The sequence below is a fragment of the Merdimmobilis hominis genome (genome assembly GCF_016901855.1).
Classification (GTDB): domain Bacteria; phylum Bacillota; class Clostridia; order Oscillospirales; family Ruminococcaceae; genus Paludihabitans.
Genome location: NZ_JACJKY010000008.1, coordinates 23,721 through 50,159 on the forward strand (window position 1 = coordinate 23,721; position 26,439 = coordinate 50,159).

The following is a 26,439-nucleotide window of genomic DNA, read 5'->3' on the forward strand; positions in this document are numbered from 1 at the left end:
AAATACCTTTGTAAAACAAAAAGCGGAACAATTTTCCTCTTGTTTAAAATTAAGGTTTCCGACAAAAAATACCATTGCCTATTTATCATAGGCAATGGTATCATTCGTCAATCCGATTTTCTAAAATCCATTATGATGATTTTGCTTCTTTTTCTTGATGATGGTTCATGCGGACGAATACCCGACACTGTTCAAGGCAAATGGCTTTTTGTTCATCGGAAAGAGAACGAAAAATGCGCAGTAATTCTGCCTCTTGATGGCTGGAAATTTTTCCAGTGAAATTATCCAGAAGATAATCGGTTGATACATCAAAATAGTTAGCAAGCAGTTTTAAAGTAGCAAAATCCGGTTCTCGTGTATTTTGAACATAACTCCCCATAGTTGATGGAGCAATATTTAACTGTATAGCGAGTTCCTTTTGGGTCATTTCCCTTTCTTCAAGCAAAACACGCAAATTTTCTCCAAAACTCATTTTATCACCCCTTTTTCAATTTTAAAAGAAGGAAGTGAAATAGTAGGAAATAATCTACTATTAGAGTTGACAGAACGCGATAAGAGTTTTATAATGAGTATGAATATCAGATTAGAAAAGAAGGAAAAATCATGTGTTCTGAAAACTGCAAAATCATCTCTGATGATGGCATGATTCAGGCGTTTTCAAAAGAGCGGATTCCCTACCAGCCGCAAGACTGGCGAAAAGAATTCCGTAATGCTTTGCGGTGTGTCCTGTCGCAATTAACTCCTTTCACAGAAGGTCAATATCTGATGGCTTGCTACTATGGGACGGGGACTGGTTCTTTTGATTTGGAAAACGTTCTGTTTTACAATATTGGCTCTGCGCCTTTTCGTCCGTTTGCCACCAATCGAATCTTTGCGAAAAACTGTTCTAATCAGGAAACAACTGATGAAGGAGCGGAATTCCCCCATAGGTATGTCTATAAAATCTGTGATTCAGAAAACCAGACGGATTTTTGGGGAAAGCACACTTTAGCGGCAGAATGGGAATCCCTATCGGTTCCGGTTTCTTTGAGTAGCAATAAAGCTGTTGTTTATTGGCGGGCACTCAGGGAGAATCCCGAAAAAGTCCATTCTTATCATAAACTACAGGGCAGTAGCTTTGGGGTAAAAATCAAGCTGTCTGTTCCGAAAACAAAAACTGTGAATCTTACCTCAGTTGTAAAGCCTATGCTTGACGGAGTGATTTGTGCTTTTCACAGCGCAGATCAATGTCTGCAAAAAGAATCCAGCCTGATTGCTTCCCGTCTTGGAGTTCCAAAACAACAGCTTCTTAGCACGGACAACGATATTTTGGGAGCGTGCAGGTTTATCTACCCCTATCGGGAAAACAGCGTAAAATGGAATCCAAAGGACAACCACTGCCTTGCCTTTGAGATTGAAGCGGAGCACAACAACGATGGGAGTTGCCGCTTTTCCGGTGGGATTTATGACCTGTCTTGAATGAAAAACGACAGCCAACTATTGTGCAAATATCAAATGTGTTGTTCTTTAAAATGGCATTGATGGAGCACACGAAAAAAGAAGGGAGAATCGATAGTATGAAAAAGATGATTTCTATCCTGCTGAGTGTTGCTTTGTTTTTATCTGTTTTCCCAGTTTCAGTTTTTGCGGCTGGGGCTACCAATGAATACACTGAAGGTTATTATACTTATACTGTGGAGAACGGCGAAGCAACGATTACAGATTGTGACGATAGCATTACTGGAGATGTTGTACTGCCGGATACCTTGGGTGGATATCCGGTGACAGAAATAGGTGCTTATGCATTTCGTAGTTGTAGCGGCTTGATTAGCATAAAAATACCGGATAGCGTAACGAATATTGAAGGGGCGGCATTCGAGAGTTGTACAAATTTAACCGACGTTGAAATACCAGATAGCGTGACAGGGCGGATAAACGATTATATGTTTTATGGCTGTAGCGGTTTGACCAGCGTTAAGATCCCCGATAGCGTGACGATGATAGGCTTTTATACATTTTACGGTTGTAGTAATCTGACTAATGTTGAGATACCAAACAGCGTGACATCTATAGGCAGTCATGCATTTCGTGGTTGTACGGGTTTGACTAGCGTTGAGATACCGGACAGCGTGACATGGCTGGGGAATAATGTTTTTTATGGCTGTAGTGGCTTAACCAGCGTTACAATACCATCTAGTGTGACGAGTATATGGAGTGGAACATTTGGTGATTGTGAAAAACTTAAAAAAGTGTATTATGAATCCGATATAACAGCATGGTGCAATATTAATTTTCAAGGTAGCTCAGCTAATCCACTTTGCAACAATGGAACGCTGTATGTGAATGGTGAAGCCGTTCATGATTTAGTTATACCAGATGTCGTCAAAAAAATAGGGGACTATACGTTTGCAAGCTATAGTGGATTAATTAGTGTAAAAATATCAGGCGGCGTAACGAGTATAGGAGATGGTGCATTTGAGAATTGCACAGGCTTGACCAGCATTGAAATACCAAACAGTGTGACACGGATAGGAAGTAGTGCATTTGAGGGTTGTACAGGTTTGACTAATATAGAAATGTCAGACGGCGTGACAAGTATAGGAAGCTCTGCATTTGAGAACTGCACAGGCCTGACTAGTATCAAAATACCAGACAGCGTGACGAGTATAGGAGATTCTGCATTTGAGAATTGTACATTGGCTAATATAGAATTATCAGATAGTGTGACATTTATAGGAAATTACACATTTAAAGGGTGTAAAGACTTAACCGATATTGAAATACCAGATAGTGTAACAAGTATGGGACACTATGTGTTTCAGGACTGTACAGGCTTAACCAGCATTGAGATACCGGACAGCGTGGAAGTGATAAAAAGTTTTGCATTTGAGGGCTGTACGGGTTTGACTAAGATAAAAATATCAAACAGTATGACGAGTATATGGGATTCTACATTTCAGAACTGTACAGGCTTAACCAGCATTGAGATACCGGACAGCGTGGAAGTGATAGGAAATTCCGCATTTAAAGGGTGTACAGGCTTAACCAGTATTGAAATACCAGACAGTGTAAGGGGTATATGTGATTCTGCATTTCGGAACTGTACAAGCTTGACTAACATTGAAATACCAGACGGCGAGACGATTATATGGGATTCTGTATTTGAGAACTGTACAGGCTTGACTAGTATCAAAATACCAAACGGCGTGACGAGTATATATGATTCTGCATTTCGGAACTGTACAAGCTTGACTAACATTGAAATACCAGACAGTGTGACGAGTATAGGCGATTATGCATTTCAGAACTGTACAGGCTTGACTAGTATCAAAATACCAAATAGTGTAACGAGTATAGGAAATGATGCATTCCCCTCAGAGATGACCATTCTCTGTACAAACAACTCTGCGGCACACACCTATGCTTTGCAACACCACATTACATATGAACTTTTTCCATACATTTATTTGTCAACAAACACATTCCATGTCGGAGACGAATATCAGCTTACTATTGTAAGTGATTCGGCAGTAGATGTTTGTTGGTATTCTTCCAATCCAGATGTAGCCAGTATAAGTTCTTCCGGTAATATGACCGCTCTTTCAGAAGGGAAAACACTAATCACAGCGGTAATAAGTGGCTACACAGAAGAAGATTATGTAGCCACATGCCTTGTAACCATTAAACCTGTATATCATGTGTATTATATATCTGCCGGAGAAGTGCAACTGCCAGCAACACAACGTAAATTGTCTGAGAAAGTATTGACATTTTCTTCCTATACCCCTGTGCGCACGGGATACCGTTTTGAAGGCTGGTCTACAGAGCCAAACGATACAACTGTGGAATACCAGCCCGGAGATACATATACAGAAGATGCAGATTTAACCCTATATGCTGTCTGGAAATGGACTCCAAAATGTTCGGCCTGTGACGGTACTGGTCAGAAAAGAGTATCGTGCCAAGAATGTGATGGCGATGGATATACTACAGTCAAGACATCAAGAACATGTACCAGATGCAGTGGAAAAGGGACTGTGAAACAAACGTATACGGTCAAAGAAGAACATACCTGCCCCATCTGCCATGGCGAACTGGTAACATGGAGTGATTCATTACAAGGTTGGGTACCATGCCGCGGTTGTAATGGGTTGGGAACAGTGACCGTTGAGGTAGAAAAAGAAAAAAATGTGACCTGTTCAACTTGCAATGGCCTTGGAAAAATATATAGCACAAGCACAAAAACATGTAGCACATGCCTTGGCGTAGGTTACAAAAAAGTGCGTTGTACTCAGTGCGGCGGCGATGGTATCTGCACACAGGATTCTTTCGGCGTATCTTATGACCCCAATGGTGGAACAGGAGCGCCCGCGTCTCAAACAAAGGAAAAGGCTTCTTCCCTGACTTTGAGTAAAGACATTCCGGTAAAAGACGGATATATTTTCTGTGGCTGGTCAACAAGCGTAGGCGGTTCGGTGAAATACCAGCCGGGAGATATTTATTCCGCTGATCAGGATTTAATATTAGTCGCAGTGTGGCAGAAAGAACCGGAGCCTATCCCCGGTTATTCCTGCGGAGATATTGACAATAACGGAACAATCAACCTGAAAGATGTAACACAGTTGCAAAAATATCTGGCAGGCTGGGACGTGGAAGTTGCAACGGAATATTGTGACGTCAATGCAGATGGTAAAATTAACCTGAAAGATGTAACCCATCTACAAAAATATTTGGCTGGCTGGGAGGTGAAACTCGGCCAATCATAAAGCAAAATTAAACCAATCGAAACAGACGGAATTGTCAGGCGCATGGAAGCCTGTCAGTCAAAAAATCGAAACGGAGGTAAAAAACATGAAGAAGTTTATTGCAATGATAACTTCCATTTGTCTCTGTGCAGTCGCTTTTCTTTCTACTCCTGCCCTTGTATCTGCGGTAGGCAACGATGAACCTGCGTTTATCGTTGAGGAAGTAAGCGGCTATGCGGGAGACGAGGTAACAGTCAACATCAACGTAAAAAATAATCCGGGAATCTGTTCTGCGGGTGTAACCGTGAGCTATGATGGAACTGCTCTGGAATTAAAGTCAGTAGAGAATGGCACCGTGCTAGAGGGCATGGTTCCTGTAAATGTAGCGAATAATCCGTGCAAAATTCTATGGAATACATTGGCCGATTCCACCGCAAACGGTGTACTTGTAACTTTGACTTTCACCGTCAAAGAAAATGCAGATTCGGGAAAATCAGCGATTACACTAACCTATGACCCGGACGAGGTATATAACATTGATATGACAAATGTTGCCTTTGCAGTAGAAAATGGTTCTGTTACGGTAAACTGCAACCATGTAGCTGGCGCTTGGGAAGAAGAAAATCCGGCCAGTTGCACAGAGACGGGAACCGAAGTACAGAAATGTACCAAATGCGGCACAGTTTTGAACAGACGGGACACCGATGCTTTAGGGCACAGCTTTGGGAAATGGGAAACCGTGACCTCTCCCGACTGTACCAATAAAGGAAGCGAAAAGCGCACCTGCTCTGTCTGCCAGTATACAGAAACCCGTGATATTGACCCCTTGGGTCATAGCTGGGAATCCGACTATACGATTGATAAAGAAGCCACCTGCACAGAAGATGGCAGTCAGTCTATCCACTGTTCCAGATGTGACGCTGTAAAAGACAGTCAGGTAATCCCGAAAGGCCACAAATACGGAGAATGGATTGTGGATAAGGAAGCTACCTGTACCGAAGATGGAAGCCGTCACCGTGTCTGCTCTGTCTGCAATGAAGAAGAAAACGAATCTATTCCTGCGGCACATCAGTTTGGCGAATGGGAAACCATCACAGCGCCTACCTGCACGGAAAAAGGCAGTGAACAGCGTGCATGTTCTGTTTGCAAGGAAGTTGAAACCCGGGATATAGACGCAACTGGCCATAGCTGGGAAACCGAGTTCACCATTGACAAAGAACCGACTGCAACCGAAGATGGGAGCAAGTCAATCCACTGCAAAAACTGCGACGCTGTGAAGGACGTTACAGTGATTCCGGCAGGAACAACAGCAACAGATCCGACGGAACCATCTAGTCCCTCGGATTCTTCCGAAAGCGATGTACCCCAAACGGGCGACAGCTTCCCCGTTGAAGTTTTGATCGTGTTCTTTGTTGCCGCTGGAGCCTTGACGGTTCTTTTAGTGGTCAACAAAAAGCGTGTTCGCTCAAAATAACATCAGGATAACACCCCATAGGGCAGGACTTTGATAGTTCTGCCCTTTTTCTATAAAATCAAAGAGTTCATTTTCTTTATAGTTTTGCAGTCCTGTTAAATAACCAAAATCCCCTGAAAAATCAGGTAAAAATATTAAAGAAACTATTTACCTCCTTTCGTTTATATCTTATAATGTTATTATAGAAAAACGAAAAGAGGCATTTCTATATGATTTACGGGTATGCGAGATGTTCAACAAATGAATCTATGCAAGATATTGACCGGCAGATTCGGGAACTGAAACAACAGGGTGCAAAAGATAAAACCATCTATCGGGAATATGAGAGCGGGACAAAGACCAATCGGGCAGAATTACAAAAGCTTCTTGATATTGTAAAACCCGGCGACACCATTTTAGCAACAGAAGTCAGCCGAATTACCCGCAGTACCAAACAGCTTTGTGATATCATAGAGTTGGCAAAGAACCGGAAAATAAAGCTTGTTTTAGGCTCTTTTGTGGTGGATTGCCGGAAAGAGCTTGACCCTATGACTGAGGGAATGCTGAAAATGATGGGTGTCTTTGCCGAACTGGAACGGAATATGATAAGCCAGCGAGTAAAAAGCGGTATGGAGAATGCCAAATCCAAAGGGAAAGCGATTGGGCGGCCTGCGGTCACAGCCGACGATATTCCCGCTATTTTCTATCGGCATTATCCGAAATACCAAAAGGGCGAAATCAACAAAAAAGAGTTTTCAAGGCTCTGTTCCCTGTCTTATCCGACGATTTATAAATACCTTCGGATTGTTGAGGGTTAAAGTATTAGGAAGGTGCGAAAATGAACGTTGTAATTTATGCTCGTTACTCAGACAGTAAACAGCGAGAAGAATCCATTGAAGGCCAATTAAAAGTATGCTGTGACTATGCCGAAAAAGAGGGCTATAACATTATTGGGGAATACATAGACAGAGCGATCAGTGCAAAAACAGATGACAGGCCACAATTCCAGCGCATGATTCGTGACAGTAGCAAAAAATTTTTTCAAGGAATTATTGTTTACCAGTTAGACCGCTTTGCTCGAAATAGATATGACAGTGCACACTATAAACATATTCTGAAAAAGAATGGCGTTACTGTTATTAGTGCGAGAGAAACCATAACCGATGATGCAAGCGGTATTTTGGTTGAGGCCATGCTGGAAGGTATGGCTGAATATTATTCCGTAGAGCTTTCACAGAAAGTAACCCGTGGAATGAATATCAATGCAGAAAAAGGACTTTCAAATGGTGGGACTACTCCATTAGGCTATCGCATTGAAAATAAACGTTATGTACTTGATGAAGAACGTGCCCCCATAGTTCGGGAAATTTTCGCAAAGTATGCTGATGATTGGAGTATGAAGAAAATTTGTGACAGTTTGAATGAAAGACATATAACAACGGCACAGGGGACATCTTTCAATAAAAATTCTTTACATACCATGTTGAAAAATAGAAAATACTTAGGGATTTATATATATAACGGTCATGAAATTCCGGGCGGAATGCCGCAGATAATTAATAAAGACCTTTTTGATAAAGTACAGGAAAAAATGATAGCAAATAAAAAAGCTCCTGCGCGTGCAAGAGCAAAAGCGGAATATATCCTTTCGGGAAAATTATTTTGCGGTTACTGTAAAGAAAAAATGACAGGACACAGCAGTAATCAAATCAGTAAAAAAGGTGTGATATTCAACTATTATAAATGCAAAAATTCCGGGAAAGGCAAAACCTGTAACAAGAAGATGGTGCATAAAGACTATATTGAAGATATTGTAGTAAATGAATGCCGGAAACTTCTTACACCGCAGAATATCCGCAAGATTGCAAAAGAAGTGGTTAAAATTGCTTTAAGCATGGACGACCGTTCCGAAATGAAACGTCTGGAAAGTCTGATTCAAAAAGCACAGGAAGAAAAATCAAATCAAATGGCCTCTCTTCGTGCCTGTAAAGATGATACGATTCGGGAAATGATATTTGAGGACTTAGGGAAAATAGGGGCTGATATAAAAGAGCTGGAAAAACAGCTTGAAGTTGAAAAAGCAAGACATTACGTTATGACAGAACAACAGGTTATCGCTCATCTTACAAAATTAACAAATGGTGATATCCGTGATAAGACCTATCGAAAGTCGTTAATTCGGCTGTTTGTCAACAAAATCTTTCTGTACGATGATAGAATCACTATAACTTTTAATACAGGTGATGAAGAAACTACAATCACCGATGTTTTACTTTCAAAAATTGAAAATGGCTTATCGGGGAAAAATCTTTGTGTATTAAACAATGCGGTTCACCAAGATAAAACGCTGTAAGCAAACGCTTACAGCGTTTTTTGTTTTTTCTTTCTTCAATATGAAAAACCGGGCGGAAAATTTCCGCCCGGTTTCTTTTATTATGCCACATTCCATGTGCTGTCCAAATAAAAACACCGTTCCACCGCAATCGCACATCCGGCAAGATAAATCCGTTCCTCTGTTGCAAACGCCCGCTCGCAGAGAAGCTTTCTTCCCAACAACTGCTGCATTTCATCAACCACCGCGTCAAACGTTTCCGCCGAAGAAATAAGCGTTCCGCCGAACAGCATCTTCTCCGGGTCCAGCACATTTGCACACATTGCCGCGGTCTGTGCTGTTTTATGCACCGGATCAATCGCCGGCTCATTTTGATCGGCATATGCAGCAATCAATCCACGGCTGCCGCTGTACGGTCGGCCGCTCGCCAAAATGCCAACATCCACCGTCTGACCGCAGCAGCGCACCAGCACCGCATGCCGTACACTGCTTCCGCCGAACAGCCGCTGCGCAATCAGCATGCCGGAAACCGTACGCGAAGTGATAATCGGAATCGTCAGTGCATGCGACAAATCACGCTTTAACCGCGTCAGCCGTTCGGCGCTCCCCGCTCCCTCAATCAAGTCCACCGCATTGTCGCTTAAACACACGCCAATGCCAAGCACACGCTTTAATACAATGTAGTTTTCTCTGCAGATCTGTTCAACCGCCGATACAATCTGCGACAGCGTTTCACGATATGTATTTCCAAGCGGCATCCGGCGTTTTTCCAGCGAATCTCCGTTTAAATTGGTGAGCCCGACGGTGATCCCATCTTTTTCGATCACTGCGCCAAATACCAAGCGATAGTTTTCATCAATTTTCAAAAGCACTTTCCGTCTGCCGCGCTTTTGTGTCTGGATAATACTTTCTCCGCATTCCGAAAGAATCCCCTCTTTAATCATCTCATTCGTCAAAACAGTCACAAGCGATTTTGCCAATCCCAAGCAAGACGCAATATCCACCCGCGAGCATGCTTTATAATGCCGAATGCAGTTTAAAATGTCGACTCGGCTTTTTGTTTTGGTATCCAATCGATGATTGATAGGGGTATTCATCTGCGCACCTTCCTTCTTTATTTAGTATAGCGGATTTCACCGTGCTTTTTATGGACAGAAAATGAATTATATACATCCTCACACTGAATTCCTGTTCAGATCTCATTCAAATTGTCGTTTTTCATTGATTTTTCATGGCAATTTGTTATAATATGTTCATATATACGTCATATTTTACTGGACAGAAAGGTTGGTTTCTTTTCATGGAAGCATTGCTTGCACCAAATGCAGGATGGCTCTCCATTCTGCCTCCTGTGATTGCAATTATCCTTGCACTCACCACAAAAGAAGTCATTTCTTCTTTGCTCATCGGTATTTTCACCGGTGCGCTGATTTTCTCTCATTTTAATCCGGTCAACATGCTCACCACCACATTTGAGGTCATGGGCACCAAAATGGGCGACAATGCAAATATTCTGATTTTCCTTGGTCTTTTGGGCGCGATTGTCGTCATCGTCACCATGGCGGGCGGCTCGAACGCATACGGTAAATGGGCATCCACTAAAATCAAATCGCGCACCGGTGCATCGCTTGCAACAAGTGCGCTCGGCTGTCTGATTTTTATCGATGACTACTTTAACTGTCTGACTGTCGGCACGGTCATGCGGCCGGTCACCGACAAATTCCGTATTTCCCGCGCGAAGCTTTCCTACCTGCTCGATGCAACAGCCGCACCAATCTGCATCATCGCACCGATTTCAAGCTGGGGTGCTTCTGTTGCAACCTACATGCAGAACTCCGGTGTGGAAAACGGCATGACTGCATTTATTCAGACAATTCCTTATAACCTGTACGCACTGTGCACCATCCTGATGATCGTGCTCGTCTGTATCGGCAAACGGGAATTCGGCTCCATGGCAAAATTCGAGCATGCCGCAATGCTCGAAAATGATCTCGGTACAAACGACGCGGATGCAGATGCCGAAAATCTCGGTCAGATGGAAGTGCGCAAAAACGGAAAGGTCATCGATCTTGTTCTGCCGATTCTGGCGCTCATCGTGTTCACAATTATTGCTATGCTGTATACCGGCGGCGCATTCAGCGGCCAGGGCATTTCTCCGTTTGAAGCCATCGGCAACACAGACGCATCGCTTTCGCTCGTTCTCGGCGGACTGCTGACCCTTGTATTTACGATGCTGTTTTACCTGCCGCGCCGCGTGCTTTCGTTCCGTCAATTCATGGGCGCCATCACCTCCGGTGTTAAATCCATGGTTCCGGCGTACATCATTCTGATTCTCGCATGGACCATCGGCGGCATTTGTGACATCGATCATCTCAACACCGGCGGATTTGTCGGACATGTCGTCAACGACAACCAGTTCCCGGTCTTTATCCTCCCTGTCATTCTGTTTGTTGTCGCAGGCTTTTTGGGATTCGCAACCGGTACCTCGTGGGGTACCATGGCACTGCTCATTCCGATCGGCTCTGCAATCTGCGTCACCGATTCGACCAGTCACCTGCTGATTCCGATTTTCGGTGCAATTCTGGCCGGCGCTGTCTACGGCGACCACATCTCCCCGATTTCCGACACGACGATTCTTTCGTCCACAGGTGCAGGCTGTCCGCACTTAAATCACGTCGCCTCCCAGATGCCGTATGCAACACTGGTTGCAGGCGCGTGCTGTATCGGTTATCTGTGCATGGGATTCCTTTCTTCTCCGTGGATTCCGCTCATTGTTTCGGCGGCGCTCGTTGTGCTCGGCTATTTTGTATTCGGCAAGCGAATGAATCCTGACAAAAAATAATCACCGCATCAAAAATCCCGCACATCATGTGCGGGATTTTTTGTTTTTGCGTATAACCCGTTGCGTTTTTTTCAAAAAAACGATATGATAATGGAATACGCACATCTTTGTTTTGGCAGGAGGTTTTGATCCCATGAAACCACAATCATTCCGCACGGTGCTCACACAGCAGGAACATCACATGCAGGGCGTTCCAGCATTTGGCCGGAGCAGCGGCACAGACGCGGCACTTCCGCTGATTCCGCACAGCCACAAGGATAAATATGAGATCGTACTGCTGTCAGGCGGTGTGCGCTGTTTTCATGCCGACGGCGTGGACTATACCATTTATGAAAACAACGCGTTTTTTGTGCGTCCGAATGAATCGCACTTTGCCGATCGTCCCACCAAAACAAGCGGAGAACTGCTGTGGTTTCAGCTGAATGCAGAAGGAAATCTCCTCGATTTGCCGCAGCAAACAAACGATTTTATTCAGTTTAAGCTTTCTTCCTGCCAGACAAGACTGTTCTGCATTTCTCCGGCGGTATTTTCGTCGTTCCAGGAGAGCTTTAAGCTGCTGCTGCGCGGCGACACCGTTTCCTACATCAAAGGGCAGGCGCTGTTTGTCTATGCACTGCTGTCACTGTTTGAAGCGCCCAAGGCGGCACAGATTCTCTCGCCCGACATCGACCGTGCGAAGCAGTATATCATGACGCATCTGCACGAAGCGATTGATATCGAACGACTCTGCGATCAAAGTCACCGCTCCGTCGCATCGTTTTCCGAAGAGTTTGAGCGTCAAATCGGCTTTTCTCCCAAAGAATACATCCTGCGCGCAAAAATTGAACATTCCAAAACAGCGCTTGTCAAAACGCAGAAGCCGTTTGCCGACATTGCGTTCGATTACCACTTTTCGTCCGCTTCCTACTATGCGATTTTGTTCAAGCGGTACGAGGGCTGTACGCCGAAACAATACCGCAAAAAATTTTCGAAAAAGCGGGGAAACTGACGATGCGAAACAGAAAACGCGTACTCATTCCGCTGGCTGCATTGCTGTGGGGGCTGTTCATTTTCTGGCAGTCATCAAAAACCGGAACCGATTCCGGTCAGTTAAGTGACGGGATTGTTTCGTTTTTGCAGCGGTTTCTCCCCATTTCTCATGATATTCTCTCCGTCCTTGTGCGAAAAGCGGCACATGTGTCGGAATATTTTATCTTCTCCGCACTTCTGTGCGTATCGGCACACCAATACCGCCTGCTGCTGCGCCCGTTTGATCTGAGTGTCCTGTTTATCGGCACTGCGTGGGCAGTCTGCGACGAATGGATTCAAACATTTGTCCCGGGGAGAGCCGGCTGTGTGCAGGATGTTCTCATTGACATGGCCGGTGTGCTTGCCGCCTTTTTCCTCTGCCGGCTTCTCATTCGTTTTATCACAAAGAAAAAAGAAAGGAATCAAAATTCATGCAGCGTGTCATCGGCTATATGCGAAAAGCCATCACAGAATTTAAAATGATCGAAAACGGCGACCGGGTTGCTGTCGGTGTTTCCGGCGGAAAAGACTCCGTCGCACTCTTAACCGGACTTTCGATGCTCAGACGGTTCATCGGCATCGACTATACCATCGTTGCCATCACATTAGATCCCGGATTCGGCGGACAGCAAACCGACTATTCCCCGATTGAAGAACTTTGTAAAAAGCTCGACATCGAATATCATATTCTGCGCACGCAAATCGGCGAAATCGTGTTTGATCTGCGCAAAGAAAAGCATCCGTGCGCGCTGTGCGCAAGACTGCGCCGCGGTGCACTGCACGATGCCGCAAAAGAATTCGGCTGCAACAAATTAGCACTCGGTCACCACTATAACGATGTGGTGGAAACATTCATGATGAACTTGTTCAACGAAGGCCGCATCGGCTGTTTTGCACCGGTGACCTATCTTTCACGCAAAGATCTCACGATGATCCGTCCGCTCGTCTTTGCACCGGAAAAAGATGTTGCGGCGGCAGTCAAGCGTGCCGAGCTTCCGGTTGTCAAAAGCGTATGTCCGGCAGACGGTGTTACCTCCCGCCAGGATATGAAAGAATTTCTGCGCGAACGGGAACGTACCGACCGCGGATTCACATACCGCATGTTCGGTGCACTGCGGCGCAGCGGTGTGGATGGCTGGGGATATCCCGACCAGGCACCAGCACATCCGTCCACCGACGGAAAACCGCGTTCCGCCTCCTATCCGACCGATCCAAACACCGGTGCAAAACTGTTTTAATCAAATCACATCATAAAAAATAGCAGTGTGCGTATTTATGCACACTGCTATTTGTATTATATAAAATAAATATTACAAATCGTATTATTATAATAACACGCCGCAGAGGATCTGTGCCAATTCGCTCGCATCCGCGGCAATCGAAACAGCGCCATGTTCCTGCAGCTCTTCCACAGTACCGTATCCATAGGCCACGCCAATGCATTCGATGCCGGCCTCACCTGCACCGATGCAGTCAAACCGTGTATCGCCCAATAGCACACACGCTTCCTTCGGACAGCCGCATGCTTCCACTGCACGTTCGATGATATACGTTTTATGTGCCGAGGTGTCCGCATAATCAGCGCCGCACACGACGTCGAACAGATCAAAAACACCAAGCTTTTTCAAAATCTCAATCGCAAACACTTCCGGTTTTTTCGTTGCCAGTGCAATCATTTTCCCCTGACTGCGAAGCAGCCGGATCAGCGCATCAAGCTGCGGATACAGCGCACATTCAAACATTCCCTGCGCTTTATAGTAAGTGCGGAACAGTGTAATCGCCGTCTGCACCGTTTCCTCATCAAAGCCGCACACGTCGCGAAATGACGTACCGATGGACGGACCGATAAAACGGTCTTTTGTTTCCTCGGAAAGCATCGGCAGATGTAATTGTTCCATCGTATAGTCAATCGCATTAAAAATGCCGGGTTTTGAATCGATGAGTGTTCCGTCTAAATCAAATAAGACAGCCTTCTTGTTTGTATCCATTCGGGTTCTCCTTTATTCATTCATGTTTCTAAGCATTATTATACCACACAATCACGCAAATGAACAAACAAATGAATGAAACCGCCAATCCCGCCGATACTATAATGAAAAAACAACAAACAAGGAGCCTCGCGCTATGCATCAACCAAAACGCAGCACACAGCTGTTTTTGATTTCTCTGTGTGTCACACTTGTCACACTCGGCACTGTCCTTGTGCTTCTGCTGGCAGTCTGGCTGCCGCTCACACGGGAGCAGGAAGATGAACAGCCCGCCGCACAGCCGCTTACCGCCACAGAAGAAGAATCACTCTCACTCTTGATGATCGCTTCTCCCACCGTTTCCGATCCGCCTGCTTTTTTGGCGCTGTTTTCCTATGCACCTGCAAAAAAGCAGTTTGATACGGTGCTGTTCTCCCCATATCTTCTGTGCACCTCGCTTGACCGCACCGATACACTTGCCGGTCATTATTTGTACGGCGGCATTCTCGGTCTGCGGCGCGCGATCGCCGAGCTGACCGGTCATGAACCCGACCGCTATCTGCGCACCGATCAGGAAGGATTTTCTGCTCTGCTCGATGCGGGCGGCGGCATTTCATGCACAATTTCCTCCGCCTTTACGATTGGAGAAGAACAATTTTATCCCGGCGAACAGCAGCTTTCCGGCCGCAAGCTTTCGGCGCTTCTCTTTCAAACCGGCAGCGACGCGCTTCCCGACTTAAAAGCACAGACAGAATGGACAAGCCGCATTCTTCCCACCTGCATCCAGGCAGTAAAGCATTCGTATGAATCGTTTTCTTCGCTCATTTTCTCAGAATGCGAAACGACACTTACCCGTTATGATTTGCTTTTGCGTCAGTCGTATTTCACCGGCGGTACATTCACTGTCAATGAACCGATTGCCGTTGACGGCACACACCATCCGGAAATCATGGCAGTTTATCCGGATGAATCGGCACTTTCCGCTGCAAAAGCGGTCTTATCGCCTGCTTCATAAGAAAAAGAAAAGCGCCCGTGCCGTGCAGCGGGCGCTCTCGATTATAATGAAAGGCAAAATGAATTGTTCTGTTGTTACGGCAAATACAGTGCAGGGTTTACATGTGTGCCGTTGATGCGTACCTCAAAGTGAACATGCGCACCAAAGGAATAGCCGGTGTTTCCAATATTCGCGATATACTGTCCCTGCGACACGGTTTGTCCTGTGGACACTGCCAGCTTCGAACAGTGACCATATACTGTCGTCACCGATCCGCTTTGAATGAATACAACGTATCCATAGGAAGGTTTCCAGCCTGCATATGTCACGACACCCGAATGTGCGGCAACAATCGTTTTGCCGTATGCACCGCCCCAATAGCAGATGTCAATTGCTTTGTGGTTTCTCGAACCGCCGTACGGTGATGAAACATACCGTCCCGGGCCGGAGGTCGGCCAGATTAGACCGTATTTCGACGGGTTTCCGCCGCCGCCCGAAATACTCGGCAGCGATGCAGTTCCTTTCAGAATCACTTCATTGACCGGCTGTGCTGTCACAACGGTCGAAAGAATTTCACGTCCGACTTCCACGCCGTCAACATAGGAAATATCGGCTGTAATCGTCTGGCTTCCGTTTTTGCCGGATGTTTTTGTCTGTTTTTGTCCTTTATACAGCGAAGAGGTTTCCACATACTCGGTCGAATACGGAATTGATTCCTCATAGGAAACGGTTACAATTCGTTTGACCGGGAGATAACTTTCCGATTTATTGACAAGCACACTTCTGCCGATCGGGCAGTTTGTGAGAATATCCGGATTGAGTGCCACCAGTTCGTCGAGCGTGACATCGTTTTTCTCCGCAATCGAAAGCGGCGCGTCGCCTTCCTGCACCGTATAATAGCGGTCAACCTTTGTATTCGAATCAAGCAGTGCGATCAAGTCGGATTCGGCAACGACATTGCTTTTAAAATAAAGCCCTTCTTCCATCTCAACCGTTTTTGTAAATTCAACACGGTCATTTTCCGACTGCTTTGCCGCTGCAAGCTTGCTGTCAAGATGTTCTTTGACGCCGGAAATATCTTTCACCGCACCGACGAACGTGCCGTCGATGATGAGTCCTGTTGCTTCCACCACATCCGTACCGGATGCACTGATGATGGTGTCTGTCAGTTCCGCGCTCGTCATGAGCGAGCCGGTCGGAACAATCGCCAGCGTAAACGTCGGATCATACGAAAGCTCCTGATCCTCGGACTGGTAAATCAGGCGGGACTGAATTTTTGCTTCTGTTTCCTGAAACACCGATTCATCCTGAATATATCCAAGATGCTCCCCGTTATACTGAACACCGATCGCAAAATTAAGCGAAAACGCGTAATGTACAACAAATACAAACACCGCTGCTGCCGCTGCCGGCACAATGTAGTTGAGCGCTTTGAATACGAGATTTACATGGCGGCGTGCCGCATGACAAAACGCGGAAACGGCTGATCCGATGCGGTAAACAACCGGTTTTTGCGGATGTGCGCGATAACCTGTACGAACCACATTCACCATCGAACGGCCGAACCGGCGCACACCGTAAATGGTTTTGAGCCATTTCTGATACAGCATGGATTCGCGCTTGCGAATCTTTAAGAATAAATGTTTGATCTCAAGCACCGGTGTACGCAGCACTTTTCGATACACCACTGCTGCCGCACGTTTCATCAGTGCAAAAAACGACACCAAAAACGTACCGACTGCCATCATTCCGTTTAAAAAATATGTCACCAGCATGTCAATATACTCTGTCAGTGGTTCTCTATCTCCATTCTTCATAACAACAAATGCTCCTGCTTATATTTATGTCGGATTCTCAATCGAATTATTACATTTTGTAACCTGTTTGTAACCATTATATCATATTCTCGTTGTTTTGCAACCCCCAACGGCCTGTTTTTCTGCTTCATTTTGTTTCTTTTTTATGAATACGCCGTTGTTTTCCGTGTTTCGATGAAAAAAGTTGTTTTTTGCACCGTTTGTGTATTATAATGAAGCAGAACAATGAAATGAGGTCTTTTCTATGGCAGAAATACAGGGATATATCCATTCTTACGAGAGCTTCGGCGCAGTGGACGGGCCGGGTGTTCGGTTTGTGGTATTTGTTTCGGGCTGTCCGCTCCGCTGCTTATACTGTCACAATCCTGACACCTGGATCAAAACAGACGGTACGCTCACCTCTGCTGAGGCGGTCGTTTCGACCATCTGTGAATATAAAAATTTCATCAAAAACGGCGGCGTCACCATTTCCGGCGGAGAACCGCTGATGCAGCCCGCATTTTGCAGGGAAATTCTCCTGCGATGCAAGCAGGAAGGGCTCCACACCGCCATCGACACCTCGGGTGCTGTACCGCTTTCGACCTGCCGTGATACGATCGATGCCGCAGATCTGATTCTGCTCGATATCAAAGATATTGACGCAGAAGACTGCAAAACGCTCACCGGTCAGACAAACGAAAACGCGCTTGCACTGCTCTCCTACTGCGAAGAAACGAAGAAACCGGTCTGGATTCGGCACGTCCTTCTTCCGGGCTACACATTATCGGACGAAAAGCTTCATAAAATGGGAGAAACGCTCGCATCGTTTTCCTGCATCGAGCGTGTGGAAATCAATCCGTTCCACAAAATGGGCGAATACAAATGGGAAACAATCGACCGCCCTTACACACTAAAAGAAGTATCACCGCCGTCCGCAGAGGACGTTTCACATGCAAAGGAGGTTTTGCGCTCTTATGGACTGCCGCTTTAAATGCTTTCGATTCACCGCTGCAGCACTCGCACTGTGTGCTGTCCTGCTTGCAGGCTGCACGGAAGTTCCCGCCGTTTCAAACCCGGAATCTTCCGTTTCGGCAGACAGCTCTGCTGTCACAGAATCCTCGCCTGAACAGGAGCAGGATACGCTCCCGGCGGGCAGCTTGTCCGACTGGAATCTGATTTTGTTAAATCCCGAACCGCAGAACAAAATTGACGAAGATCTTCCGTTGTCGTTTGCTTCGTTTGACGGTCAGAAAATTGACGAACGTATCGCCGCGCAATACAGCCAGATGGTTGCCGACGCCGAAAAAGACGGCATTCATCTGTTCCTGCGCTCGGGATATCGTCCCGTTTCCCTGCAAAAAACATATTACGAAAGCAACATCAACAAATATATGCAGCAGGGCATGACCCGCGAAGAAGCTGAAGCAAAAACGCGCGAATACTACACGGAACCGGGCCACAGCGAACACCACAGCGGCTTGGCACTCGATATTTTAACAGAGGAATACCAGCGCGATGTTTACACGCTGGATGACCGGTTTGCACAGACCGACGGCTATGCATGGCTTATAAAGCACTGCACGGAATACGGCTTTGTTCTGCGCTATCCGGAAGACAAAACCGACATCACACAGATTAACTATGAGCCGTGGCATTACCGCTATGTCGGAACGGAACATGCGGCATATATGAAAGAACACGGTCTTTGTTTCGAAGAATATATCACTTTACTGCAAGAGGCGGGACGATGAGTACACCAATGAATGACATTCTGTTTAAACCCATCCGGTATGACAGCGCGGAATACCGGGAAATGCTTTCCTTTCGGAATGCATACATGCGCGTGCCGATCGGACTTTGTCTGTTCGACGAGGATCTTTCCCGGGAGGTATTCGACCACCACATCGGCGTTTATCGCCAAAACAAGCTGATCGGCTGCTGCATCATCACACCCGAAACCGATACGCGCGCACGGATGCGTCAGGTTGTGATCGCGCCGGACGAACGCGGCAAAGGCATCGGTCATCAGATGATGCTCTATGCGGAGGAAGAAGCGCGGTCGCTTGCGTTTTCGCAGCTTGTGCTCGACTCCCGTATGACTGCCGTCCATTTTTATCAGATGCTCGGCTATCAAGCGGTGGGCGAACCGTTTATGGAAGTGGGACTTCCTCACTACCGCATGGAAAAGCAAATCCGGACATAATAAAAAGAACGCTTCAGCTGAAGCGTTCTTTTTTCATTTTAAATGACAATACCGCCGTTTGGCGCAATCACCTGACCGGTGATAAAGCTTGCGTGCTCGCCTGCCAAAAACAGCATAGCACCTGCTGCCTCTCTTGCCGAACCGATTCGCGCAAGCGGCGTTTCTTTGCACAGTGCGGCACGATCTTCCTCTGTGAGTGCGGCGTTCATATCGGTATCGATGACGCCGGGTGCCACACAGTTGACCGTGATGCCTGAAAGTCCTACCTCTTTGGCAAGTGCTTTGGTGAATCCGATCACCGCGGCCTTTGATGCGGAATATGCCACTTCGCACGACGCTCCCGTCTGTCCCCACATCGAGGATACGTTGATGATCCGGCCGCTTTGGCGGCGGATCATCTGCGGCAATACCGCTTTGCATGCATAATAGGCACCGGTCACATTGACGCGGAACATCCGCTCCCATTCTGCCGATGTCGTGTCGGTAAACAGTTTCATGAGTGCGATGCCGGCATTATTGATGAGCACATCAATTTTCCCAAACGTCGCCGTCATCTGCGCAACCGCTTCCTGCACGGAAGTCTCCGACTCCACATCGCAGAAAAACGCTTCCATGCCGGGATGCGCCGTACACAGCGCCTGTGCCGCCTCTTTCGACTTGTTGTATGTAATCCCCACCTGATACCCGTTTTCATAAAAGAGGGATGATGCCGCCGCACCGATACCGCGCGACCCGCCGATAATCAAAACTGTTTTTTGTGCCACATTGCCGCCTCGTTTCGTTTTTCCCCATTGTATCACGGCATCATCCGGTTCGTCAAATCAGTAAAACGTCTCACGCAGCTGCGGCTTTTTGACTTCCGTGACACCGTTGTGCTTTGCAAGATTTACATGCACGCTGTAGGAAGAATCGATCTGCGATTCGGTGAGCGTTGTGTTCTCCTCATACGATGTAAGCTGCCCGTCTGTATTGACTTGCAGTGTAATCGTCTGTTCTTTGACTGAAACTGCGGCAGTATCGTTTGCATACTGTTTTTTCGTCACTTTTCCTGCATCCATATACAGGGTATAGCAAATACCGCTTGCATCCACCTGTTTTTGAATCTCGCGGATCTCTGCGCGCTCATACTGCGCAGACAGCATCTGCAAATACGGATGAAGCATCGTATCCGTATACGGTTCATGCGAAACCGCACGCCATCCCTGACCGATCATCCACTGTTCTGCCTTTTCGCCGTCCGAAAACTCGCAGAACACCACTTGGTCATTTTGATCGAGCTGTGTCTGACAGTAAGAAAGTGCGCCCGATTCCCGCCGCAAAAACACAAATGTTCCCGTATATGCACCGCTGCCCTGCGGTTCCTGATACGACACCGAAAGTGCACATTCGCCGCCTGTCAGCGACTGCACGCCCGAAAGCACCGTTTTCACCTCCTCATACAGCGCGGCATCTGCACCGCCGCATCCGCCAAACAGCACTGTCACACAGAGCAGCATGGCGACAAGCATCCCGATTCGTTTCATATCCGTTCCCCTTTCCGAAGATAAGCTGTTTTACTTATATGCGTCAAACGTTCGCTTCATGCCGTGCATAGGCGCAAAGATTTTGCCGATACTACCAATAAAACAAAAAGGAGTGCCGGTATGAATCTTTCTCCCACGCAATATGACACACTCGTAAAACGGGCAAGCCCAAAATCGAAATCAAAGAAAACGATTATACAATCGTTTTTGATCGGCGGTGCGATCTGTACAGTCGGACAGCTGCTGCGCAGTTTATTTTTATCGCTCGATATCAGCCAAACGCATACCGCCACGCTCGTCGCCGCATCACTCATTGCACTGTCCGCACTGCTCACGGGACTCGGCATCTATGACAATATTGCAAAACACGCCGGCGCCGGTACGCTTGTGCCCATCACCGGCTTTGCAAACGCCGTCGTTTCCCCTGCACTTGAGTTTAAATCCGAGGGCTTTATTTTAGGCGTCGGCGCAAAAATCTTCATCATCGCCGGTCCTGTCATCGCATACGGAACGATTGCATCCGTCATCTACGGCGTGATTTACTGGCTGTTCACCGCAGCATTTTAACAAAGGAGCAAACAGAACATGAAGCAATTAGAACGCGGCGTATTTGTGTTTGATTCGCCGCCATCGATCAACGCGTTTTCGGCAGTTGTGGGAAAAAAAGAGGGCGAAGGTCCGCTTAGCAGTTATTTTGACCATATTTTCACCGATACAAAATTAGGCCAAAACACCTGGGAACAGGCGGAAAGCCGACTGCAAACCGAAGCAGTTACCCGCACGCTCAAAAAGGCAAACTGCGCACCGGAGGATGTTTCGCTGTTGTTTGCGGGCGATCTTTTAAACCAGTGCATCGGTTCGACGTACGGACTGCGCGATTTGGGAATTCCGCTGTTCGGACTGTACGGCGCATGCTCCACGATGGCTGAATCACTCGTACTCGCCTCATTGATGACGGCATCAGGTGCGGTTTCGCGTGCCCTCGCCGTCACATCCTCCCACTTCTGCTCGGCGGAACGTCAATTCCGCTTTCCGCTGGAATACGGCGGTGTACGTACGCCAACCGCACAATGGACGGTGACCGGTGCAGGCGCCGCGCTCGTTTGTGCGGAAGGTAACGGTCCTTATGTAGCGGCAGTCACAGCCGGACGCATCCGGGATCTCGGGATTACCGACGTCAACAACATGGGCGCTGCCATGGCGCCTGCCGCCGCCGACACAATCAAGCGGTTTTTGTCTGCAACAAAAACCGCACCCGATGATTATGATTTGATTTTAACGGGGGATCTCGGGTTTATCGGCTCGTCGCTGCTGTGCGAGCTTTTGCGAATGGAACAATTCCAGATCGAACCGGTTCACAACGACTGCGGCAAGATGATTTTCAACCGCGAAAGTCAGGATGTGCATGCAGGCGGTTCCGGCTGCGGATGCAGTGCGTCCGTGCTGTGCTCGTATATTTTAAGCGGGCTAAAAAGCCGCCGGCTTCACCGTGTGCTGTTTGCGGCAACAGGTGCGCTCATGTCAACGACAAGCATTCAGCAGGGCGAATCGATCCCCGGCATTTCGCATGCCGTTTTGCTGACTGCTTCAAAGGAGGATATTCCATGGAACTGCTGATAGACTGCATCAAAGCGTTTGTGGTCGGCGGGCTGCTGTGTGCCATCGGACAAATTTTGATCGACTACACAAAGCTCACACCGGCACGGATTCTTGTGTCATTTGTCGTATCCGGTGTAATTTTAGGCGGCATCGGACTGTATGAGCCGCTTGTCAAATTTGCCGGTGCGGGCGCGACCGTTCCGCTGACCGGGTTTGGCTATTCGCTCGCAAACGGTGTGAGAGAAGCCGTCGACAGCGAAGGGCTCATTGGCGCGCTGACCGGCGGGCTGTGTGCATCAAGCGGCGGTATTACGGCGGCGATGCTGCTTGCTGTTTTGGTAGCTCTTATCTTTCATTCGCATGATAAATCATAAAAAAAGACCTCGTCAGCCGACGAGGTCTTTTTTATATCATCTGTGCGCGGATTTCCGCTTCATGCGCCTGGCAAAAGGAAAATCCCGTTTTCATAAATTCGCGGATCGGCATGCTTTGATACCATTCACCAAGTGTCTGCAAAATCGGCACCCCCGCAATCTGCATCGTATAAAAGCATTCATACGCGCTGCCCTCATTTTGTGAATACGGGTCGAGCGCGTACAACCGCTTGTCCCCTTTTAAAATCGGATCAACCACCATCTCGCTGAAAATCCACGGAAGATGCGGCGTTTCATACTGCTCGGGTGAATCCTCGTCGAACACCTCTGCCCAGACATCAAACCAGAGAAAATGCGTGATCTCATGCAATGCCATGCCAAGCGCACCGGACGGACTGTTTTTGAAAAACACGTCAAACGAATGCGCCGAAAGATACCGCGGACAAATCGGATTGAGTGTGATATTCGCCGTCATATCGTCAAACCGTCCGGTCAAGTCAAGCGAAAAAATCTCTGAAAATGCGGTTTGAATCTCCACTTCATGTGCATCCCAATGCGCCTGATAAAGCACCTGTTTTTGCGTAATTTCCGGTTCCTGCGATGTGTATTCCACTGTCATCACCTCAGTCAGATGACGCTGCCGCTCCGCTTTCGTTCCGAAAAACAGCTTTTCCCGGTCAAGCTGCGGATAAAACACCAAAAACATTTCTGCCCAGTTTGCCTGCCCCGGCTCCGCCAAAAACTGCGCCATACTTTCAATACTGTATGCGGCGCCGGGCGTTTTGAATGTGAGTTTCATAGATACGCTCCTTTTCAGTTATGCTTCCTCTTCTTTTGAAAAACGGCTGTTAAATCGGCCGAGTGCCCATGCAAACAACACGCCGCAGACAAGGCAGACAATGTTTATCACACACGTCACTGGTGAGGAAACAAAGCTCTGATACGGCAGAATCATAAGCGTCGATGCAATGACAATGCCAATAATCGCATGAAATGCAAATGAATAGTATCGGTCAAATAGATGGTTGACTGCTTTTGAGAGAAGTGCAATCGTAATAAGCGCGCCTACACCCGCAACGGCAATCACACCGAAGTCAAAGCCGCCAAGCGCTGCGACAAACGGCGTATACAGTCCCATCGGCATGAGCAGTGTCGAAAAACTCATACCCGGTACGATGATGCTCAGCGCCAGGCAAAAACCGCAGAACAGATACCAGCCGACATTCGGTGCAATTTCTACTTCGAATGCACGCAGACCGATCAGCAACGCAAGCAGAAAAGCGCCTGCAATGCAAAGCGAAATCCACGATCCTTTCGAACGTCCTTTTTGACCGGCTTCTTTAAACAAATCGGGAAGCATCCCGATGATCATGCCTGCAAACGCGCAGACCGATGCTTCCGGATACGTTTCTAAGAAAAACGCAAGCAGTTTTGCAATGCCTAAAAATCCGACTGCCACGCCAATCAGCACAGGCAAAAGCGGCGGCACATGCGTACGGAACCGGCGGATTGGATTCGACAAAAGTTCCATCACCGGTTTGTAAATACCGAATACAACGCAGAGAATACCGCCCGAAATGCCCGGCAGTACCGCACCGACGCCGATGAGCGCGCCCTGCACGATTCGCAGCAGCCAAAACGCCGCTTTGTTTGTCGGATGCTTTGATTCCATATTGATCTCCTTTATTTTCACACTAATAAACAAAAAAGATTCAAACCGCAAGTGGTTGAATCTTTTTTGAAAAACGATAAAATTCGATTAACGTTTGGAGAACTGCGGAGCGCGGCGTGCAGCTTTGAGACCGTACTTTTTACGCTCTTTCATTCTCGGGTCACGAGTGAGGAAGCCAGCTTTTTTAAGCAGCGGGCGCAGTTCCTCGCTGTACTGCAGCAGTGCGCGGGACAGGCCGTGACGGATTGCGCCAGCCTGGCCGGTTACGCCGCCGCCTGCAACGGTGCAGACGATGTCAAATTTGCCGACGGTTTCGGTCAGCTCGAGCGGCTGATTTACAATGAGTTTGAGTGTCTCAAGGCCGAAGTAATCGTCAATGTCTCTGCCGTTGATGGTGATTTTGCCTTCGCCGGCATATACGCGAACTCTTGCAACAGAGCTTTTTCTTCTTCCGGTGCCATAGAAATATGGACGAGATTCGTACATCTAAATTGCCTCCTAATGTTATTTTAAAAGTTCAAAAATTAAAACGGGGAAACTTCCGGTTTCTGTGCAGCGTGGCTGTGATCAGCACCAGCGTATACACGCAGGCGGCGCAGCTGTGTTCTGCCCAAAACGGTATCCGGCAGCATGCCTTTGATTGCCAGAGTCATTGCTTTTTCCGGATTGTTTTTCATCATGTCGGAAGCGGAGACGACTTTCATGTTGCCGATCCAGCCGGTGTGATGATAATATTTTTTGTTGCGAAGTTTGTTGCCGGTGAGCACTGCTTTAGCAGCGTTGACAACGATAACGTGATCGCCGCAGTCAACGTTCGGTGTGAAATCCGGTTTATGTTTGCCGCGCAGCAAAACAGCGGCTTTCACAGCAAGACGGCCCAGCGGCACATCGGTTGCATCGAGGACATACCATTTCCGGCTTGTCTGTGCTTTTGCCATTGTAGTAGACATAATAGGAACCTCCAATATTTATTCAGCATGCTCCCTATTATATCGGCATCAGCCCTCCTTGTCAAGAACAAAAAGTCCGTTTTTTTAATTTACACACCTCATTCTCTCGATTTCTCTTTAAAATGCTCCAAAACGCTCTGTTTCTCATTCTTTGTTTCATTTTCTGTTTTGAGAAAAAAAGCCCGGGTTGGCGGGCTTTTTCTCGTATATTCCACCGAAAGCCGTTCAGCTTTCTGCGGCATCAATCGCTTTAATGACGGCATTGCGGAAGCCGTTTTCCTCAAGCGCGGCAACGCCTTTGATCGTTGTTCCGCCCGGCGAGCAGACAGCATCCTTCATTGCACCCGGATGCGCACCGGTGGAAAGCTGTAAGCTACCGGTACCGACGACCATCTGTGCGGCAAGGCGGTATGCCGTCTGACGGGCAACGCCGTGTTTGACTGCCGCATCGGCAAGCGCTTCGATATACATTGCCGTATATGCGGGTGCACAGCCGCTTAACGTTCCCGCAATCGAAAGATGATCGGAATCGACCGGCTCAATCAGTGCAATCTGAGAAAACAGATTGCAGAATGTGTTCCACTCGTCCTCGGTGAGTGAATGCGTCTGCTCACACACAAAGATGCCCTTACAAACGGACACCGGCGTATTCGGAATCGTGCTGATGTGGTGTGTGCCGGGCAAAAGCACCTGCTCATACCACGAAAACGGACGTCCTGCCGCAATCGACACGACGATTTTTGTAAGAAGCAGTTCTTTGATCGGTTCGACCACTGCTTCAATCTGATACGGTTTTACTGCAATGACCACCATATCCGCCTGCTCTGCCACTGCCTTTGCCGATTCTTCGGCGTGAACGCCGAACGACGCGGCATTTGTTTTGAGTTTTTCATAATGTGCGGCACACGCAAAGATTTCGTCCGGCGAAACAGCCTTCGCCGCAATCAGTCCCTGCACAATCGCCTGTGCCATATTGCCAAATCCAATAAATCCGATCTTCAT

The 26,439-nt window shown here is 47.3% G+C and carries 26 protein-coding genes and 2 pseudogenes; 17 read left to right on the top strand and 11 right to left on the bottom strand.

Features of this window, described 5'->3' with window-relative positions; all coding sequences use genetic code 11:
• Positions 1–130 precede the first annotated feature (130 nt).
• Positions 131–472: a helix-turn-helix domain-containing protein gene (locus H6A12_RS06410; RefSeq protein WP_204446030.1), complete on the bottom strand. Its 342-nt coding sequence runs from the start codon at positions 470–472 to the stop codon at positions 131–133.
• A gap of 131 nt (positions 473–603) precedes the next feature.
• Between H6A12_RS06410 and H6A12_RS06415 the strand changes: the two genes are divergently transcribed.
• From H6A12_RS06415 to H6A12_RS06435, 5 genes are all read left to right on the top strand, one after another.
• Positions 604–1,458, top strand: a complete 855-nt coding sequence (locus H6A12_RS06415; RefSeq protein WP_204446032.1) for a hypothetical protein — start codon at positions 604–606, stop codon at positions 1,456–1,458.
• Between the two features lie 98 nt (positions 1,459–1,556).
• Positions 1,557–4,745 carry a leucine-rich repeat protein gene (locus H6A12_RS06420; RefSeq protein ID WP_204446034.1) on the top strand — a complete coding sequence of 1,063 codons (3,189 nt, stop codon included), beginning with the start codon at positions 1,557–1,559 and terminating at the stop codon, positions 4,743–4,745.
• A gap of 85 nt (positions 4,746–4,830) precedes the next feature.
• On the top strand, positions 4,831–6,198 hold the full coding sequence (locus tag H6A12_RS06425; protein ID WP_204446036.1) for a cohesin domain-containing protein: 1,368 nt from the start codon (positions 4,831–4,833) through the stop codon (positions 6,196–6,198).
• 209 nt (positions 6,199–6,407) lie between these two features.
• Positions 6,408–6,995: a recombinase family protein gene (locus H6A12_RS06430; RefSeq protein ID WP_204446038.1), complete on the top strand. Its 588-nt coding sequence runs from the start codon at positions 6,408–6,410 to the stop codon at positions 6,993–6,995.
• 20 nt (positions 6,996–7,015) lie between these two features.
• Entirely contained in the window at positions 7,016–8,530 is a 1,515-nt protein-coding gene (locus H6A12_RS06435) for a recombinase family protein (protein ID WP_204446040.1), read from the top strand.
• Positions 8,531–8,610: 80 nt separating this feature from the next.
• Here H6A12_RS06435 and H6A12_RS06440 read toward each other — a convergent pair whose 3' ends face one another.
• Entirely contained in the window at positions 8,611–9,606 is a 996-nt protein-coding gene (locus H6A12_RS06440) for an ROK family protein (protein ID WP_204446042.1), read from the bottom strand.
• Between the two features lie 203 nt (positions 9,607–9,809).
• On the opposite strand from H6A12_RS06440, the gene H6A12_RS06445 reads away from it, so the two are divergent.
• The 4 genes from H6A12_RS06445 (at position 9,810) to H6A12_RS06460 (ending at position 13,597) form a co-directional block, all read left to right on the top strand.
• The gene (locus tag H6A12_RS06445) at positions 9,810–11,351 is read left to right on the top strand and encodes a Na+/H+ antiporter NhaC family protein (protein ID WP_204446044.1); all 1,542 of its coding nucleotides are present in this window, start codon (positions 9,810–9,812) and stop codon (positions 11,349–11,351) included.
• Between the two features lie 133 nt (positions 11,352–11,484).
• Complete coding sequence (locus tag H6A12_RS06450; protein WP_204446046.1) at positions 11,485–12,339, top strand: AraC family transcriptional regulator; 855 nt, start codon at positions 11,485–11,487, stop codon at positions 12,337–12,339.
• A gap of 2 nt (positions 12,340–12,341) precedes the next feature.
• Positions 12,342–12,842 carry a VanZ family protein gene (locus H6A12_RS06455; RefSeq protein ID WP_204446048.1) on the top strand — a complete coding sequence of 167 codons (501 nt, stop codon included), beginning with the start codon at positions 12,342–12,344 and terminating at the stop codon, positions 12,840–12,842.
• Entirely contained in the window at positions 12,791–13,597 is an 807-nt protein-coding gene (locus tag H6A12_RS06460) for a tRNA 2-thiocytidine biosynthesis TtcA family protein (protein WP_204446050.1), read from the top strand. The genes H6A12_RS06455 and H6A12_RS06460 overlap by 52 nt, the downstream gene beginning before the upstream one ends.
• A gap of 87 nt (positions 13,598–13,684) precedes the next feature.
• Here the strand turns inward: H6A12_RS06460 and H6A12_RS06465 are convergent, their stop codons facing one another.
• Positions 13,685–14,347 carry an HAD hydrolase-like protein gene (locus H6A12_RS06465; RefSeq protein WP_204446052.1) on the bottom strand — a complete coding sequence of 221 codons (663 nt, stop codon included), beginning with the start codon at positions 14,345–14,347 and terminating at the stop codon, positions 13,685–13,687.
• A gap of 136 nt (positions 14,348–14,483) precedes the next feature.
• Here H6A12_RS06465 and H6A12_RS06470 point away from each other — a divergent pair, with 136 nt between their 5' ends.
• The gene (locus H6A12_RS06470; protein WP_204446055.1) at positions 14,484–15,341 is read left to right on the top strand and encodes an LCP family protein; all 858 of its coding nucleotides are present in this window, start codon (positions 14,484–14,486) and stop codon (positions 15,339–15,341) included.
• Between the two features lie 74 nt (positions 15,342–15,415).
• Here H6A12_RS06470 and H6A12_RS06475 read toward each other — a convergent pair whose 3' ends face one another.
• Positions 15,416–17,137 carry a LysM peptidoglycan-binding domain-containing M23 family metallopeptidase gene (locus H6A12_RS06475; protein WP_204446057.1) on the bottom strand — a complete coding sequence of 574 codons (1,722 nt, stop codon included), beginning with the start codon at positions 17,135–17,137 and terminating at the stop codon, positions 15,416–15,418.
• Positions 17,138–17,381: 244 nt separating this feature from the next.
• Here H6A12_RS06475 and pflA point away from each other — a divergent pair, with 244 nt between their 5' ends.
• From pflA to H6A12_RS06490, 4 genes and pseudogenes are all read left to right on the top strand, one after another.
• Complete coding sequence (gene pflA / locus H6A12_RS06480; protein WP_204446059.1) at positions 17,382–18,107, top strand: pyruvate formate-lyase-activating protein; 726 nt, start codon at positions 17,382–17,384, stop codon at positions 18,105–18,107.
• 295 nt (positions 18,108–18,402) lie between these two features.
• Positions 18,403–18,726: pseudogene (locus H6A12_RS13775) on the top strand (M15 family metallopeptidase); the annotation flags it as partial.
• Positions 18,700–18,796: pseudogene (locus tag H6A12_RS13780) on the top strand (D-alanyl-D-alanine carboxypeptidase family protein); the annotation flags it as partial. The pseudogenes H6A12_RS13775 and H6A12_RS13780, both read left to right, overlap by 27 nt.
• 67 nt (positions 18,797–18,863) lie before the next feature.
• The gene (locus tag H6A12_RS06490; protein ID WP_204446065.1) at positions 18,864–19,319 is read left to right on the top strand and encodes a GNAT family N-acetyltransferase; all 456 of its coding nucleotides are present in this window, start codon (positions 18,864–18,866) and stop codon (positions 19,317–19,319) included.
• Positions 19,320–19,357: 38 nt separating this feature from the next.
• Here the strand turns inward: H6A12_RS06490 and ymfI are convergent, their stop codons facing one another.
• Positions 19,358–20,083, bottom strand: coding sequence for an elongation factor P 5-aminopentanone reductase (ymfI, locus tag H6A12_RS06495; RefSeq protein ID WP_204446067.1), 726 nt, complete (start codon positions 20,081–20,083; stop codon positions 19,358–19,360).
• Positions 20,084–20,140: 57 nt separating this feature from the next.
• On the bottom strand, positions 20,141–20,842 hold the full coding sequence (locus tag H6A12_RS06500) for a hypothetical protein (protein ID WP_204446070.1): 702 nt from the start codon (positions 20,840–20,842) through the stop codon (positions 20,141–20,143).
• A 120-nt stretch (positions 20,843–20,962) separates the two neighbouring features.
• On the opposite strand from H6A12_RS06500, the gene spoVAC reads away from it, so the two are divergent.
• The 3 genes from spoVAC to spoVAE are packed head-to-tail and all read left to right on the top strand — an operon-like array spanning position 20,963 to position 22,815.
• Positions 20,963–21,409: a stage V sporulation protein AC gene (spoVAC, locus tag H6A12_RS06505; protein WP_204446072.1), complete on the top strand. Its 447-nt coding sequence runs from the start codon at positions 20,963–20,965 to the stop codon at positions 21,407–21,409.
• 18 nt (positions 21,410–21,427) lie between these two features.
• Complete coding sequence (gene spoVAD, locus H6A12_RS06510; RefSeq protein WP_204446074.1) at positions 21,428–22,459, top strand: stage V sporulation protein AD; 1,032 nt, start codon at positions 21,428–21,430, stop codon at positions 22,457–22,459.
• Positions 22,447–22,815, top strand: a complete 369-nt coding sequence (gene spoVAE / locus H6A12_RS06515; protein ID WP_207753193.1) for a stage V sporulation protein AE — start codon at positions 22,447–22,449, stop codon at positions 22,813–22,815. Before spoVAD ends, spoVAE begins: the two co-directional genes overlap by 13 nt.
• 31 nt (positions 22,816–22,846) lie before the next feature.
• Here spoVAE and H6A12_RS06520 read toward each other — a convergent pair whose 3' ends face one another.
• The 5 genes from H6A12_RS06520 to proC form a co-directional block, all read right to left on the bottom strand.
• Entirely contained in the window at positions 22,847–23,614 is a 768-nt protein-coding gene (locus tag H6A12_RS06520; protein WP_204446077.1) for a hypothetical protein, read from the bottom strand.
• Between the two features lie 18 nt (positions 23,615–23,632).
• Positions 23,633–24,487 (bottom strand): DUF368 domain-containing protein, encoded by an 855-nt coding sequence (locus H6A12_RS06525; protein WP_204446079.1) that lies wholly within the window; start codon positions 24,485–24,487, stop codon positions 23,633–23,635.
• A gap of 87 nt (positions 24,488–24,574) precedes the next feature.
• Positions 24,575–24,973, bottom strand: a complete 399-nt coding sequence (gene rpsI / locus H6A12_RS06530) for a 30S ribosomal protein S9 (protein WP_204446081.1) — start codon at positions 24,971–24,973, stop codon at positions 24,575–24,577.
• Between the two features lie 38 nt (positions 24,974–25,011).
• The gene (gene rplM, locus H6A12_RS06535; protein ID WP_207753194.1) at positions 25,012–25,437 is read right to left on the bottom strand and encodes a 50S ribosomal protein L13; all 426 of its coding nucleotides are present in this window, start codon (positions 25,435–25,437) and stop codon (positions 25,012–25,014) included.
• A gap of 225 nt (positions 25,438–25,662) precedes the next feature.
• Entirely contained in the window at positions 25,663–26,439 is a 777-nt protein-coding gene (gene proC / locus H6A12_RS06540; RefSeq protein ID WP_204446083.1) for a pyrroline-5-carboxylate reductase, read from the bottom strand.

What these genes read in the sequence shown, in the direction of transcription:
- H6A12_RS06415 (WP_204446032.1), top strand. Translation starts at nt 604, where the DNA reads ATGTGTTCTGAAAACTGCAAAATCATCTCTGATGATGGCATGATTCAG.
- H6A12_RS06460 (WP_204446050.1), top strand. Translation starts at nt 12,791, where the DNA reads ATGCAGCGTGTCATCGGCTATATGCGAAAAGCCATCACAGAATTTAAA.
- rpsI (WP_204446081.1), bottom strand. Translation starts at nt 24,973, where the DNA reads ATGTACGAATCTCGTCCATATTTCTATGGCACCGGAAGAAGAAAAAGC.
- H6A12_RS06465 (WP_204446052.1), bottom strand. Translation starts at nt 14,347, where the DNA reads ATGGATACAAACAAGAAGGCTGTCTTATTTGATTTAGACGGAACACTC.
- spoVAC (WP_204446072.1), top strand. Translation starts at nt 20,963, where the DNA reads ATGAATCTTTCTCCCACGCAATATGACACACTCGTAAAACGGGCAAGC.
- spoVAE (WP_207753193.1), top strand. Translation starts at nt 22,447, where the DNA reads ATGGAACTGCTGATAGACTGCATCAAAGCGTTTGTGGTCGGCGGGCTG.
- H6A12_RS06440 (WP_204446042.1), bottom strand. Translation starts at nt 9,606, where the DNA reads ATGAATACCCCTATCAATCATCGATTGGATACCAAAACAAAAAGCCGA.
- spoVAD (WP_204446074.1), top strand. Translation starts at nt 21,428, where the DNA reads ATGAAGCAATTAGAACGCGGCGTATTTGTGTTTGATTCGCCGCCATCG.
- proC (WP_204446083.1), bottom strand. Translation starts at nt 26,439, where the DNA reads ATGAAGATCGGATTTATTGGATTTGGCAATATGGCACAGGCGATTGTG.
- H6A12_RS06520 (WP_204446077.1), bottom strand. Translation starts at nt 23,614, where the DNA reads ATGAAACTCACATTCAAAACGCCCGGCGCCGCATACAGTATTGAAAGT.
- H6A12_RS06450 (WP_204446046.1), top strand. Translation starts at nt 11,485, where the DNA reads ATGAAACCACAATCATTCCGCACGGTGCTCACACAGCAGGAACATCAC.
- H6A12_RS06445 (WP_204446044.1), top strand. Translation starts at nt 9,810, where the DNA reads ATGGAAGCATTGCTTGCACCAAATGCAGGATGGCTCTCCATTCTGCCT.
- H6A12_RS06435 (WP_204446040.1), top strand. Translation starts at nt 7,016, where the DNA reads ATGAACGTTGTAATTTATGCTCGTTACTCAGACAGTAAACAGCGAGAA.
- H6A12_RS06475 (WP_204446057.1), bottom strand. Translation starts at nt 17,137, where the DNA reads ATGAAGAATGGAGATAGAGAACCACTGACAGAGTATATTGACATGCTG.
- H6A12_RS06425 (WP_204446036.1), top strand. Translation starts at nt 4,831, where the DNA reads ATGAAGAAGTTTATTGCAATGATAACTTCCATTTGTCTCTGTGCAGTC.
- H6A12_RS06455 (WP_204446048.1), top strand. Translation starts at nt 12,342, where the DNA reads ATGCGAAACAGAAAACGCGTACTCATTCCGCTGGCTGCATTGCTGTGG.
- H6A12_RS06410 (WP_204446030.1), bottom strand. Translation starts at nt 472, where the DNA reads ATGAGTTTTGGAGAAAATTTGCGTGTTTTGCTTGAAGAAAGGGAAATG.
- H6A12_RS06420 (WP_204446034.1), top strand. Translation starts at nt 1,557, where the DNA reads ATGAAAAAGATGATTTCTATCCTGCTGAGTGTTGCTTTGTTTTTATCT.
- H6A12_RS06500 (WP_204446070.1), bottom strand. Translation starts at nt 20,842, where the DNA reads ATGAAACGAATCGGGATGCTTGTCGCCATGCTGCTCTGTGTGACAGTG.
- H6A12_RS06470 (WP_204446055.1), top strand. Translation starts at nt 14,484, where the DNA reads ATGCATCAACCAAAACGCAGCACACAGCTGTTTTTGATTTCTCTGTGT.
- rplM (WP_207753194.1), bottom strand. Translation starts at nt 25,437, where the DNA reads ATGTCTACTACAATGGCAAAAGCACAGACAAGCCGGAAATGGTATGTC.
- H6A12_RS06490 (WP_204446065.1), top strand. Translation starts at nt 18,864, where the DNA reads ATGAGTACACCAATGAATGACATTCTGTTTAAACCCATCCGGTATGAC.
- H6A12_RS06430 (WP_204446038.1), top strand. Translation starts at nt 6,408, where the DNA reads ATGATTTACGGGTATGCGAGATGTTCAACAAATGAATCTATGCAAGAT.
- H6A12_RS06525 (WP_204446079.1), bottom strand. Translation starts at nt 24,487, where the DNA reads ATGGAATCAAAGCATCCGACAAACAAAGCGGCGTTTTGGCTGCTGCGA.
- pflA (WP_204446059.1), top strand. Translation starts at nt 17,382, where the DNA reads ATGGCAGAAATACAGGGATATATCCATTCTTACGAGAGCTTCGGCGCA.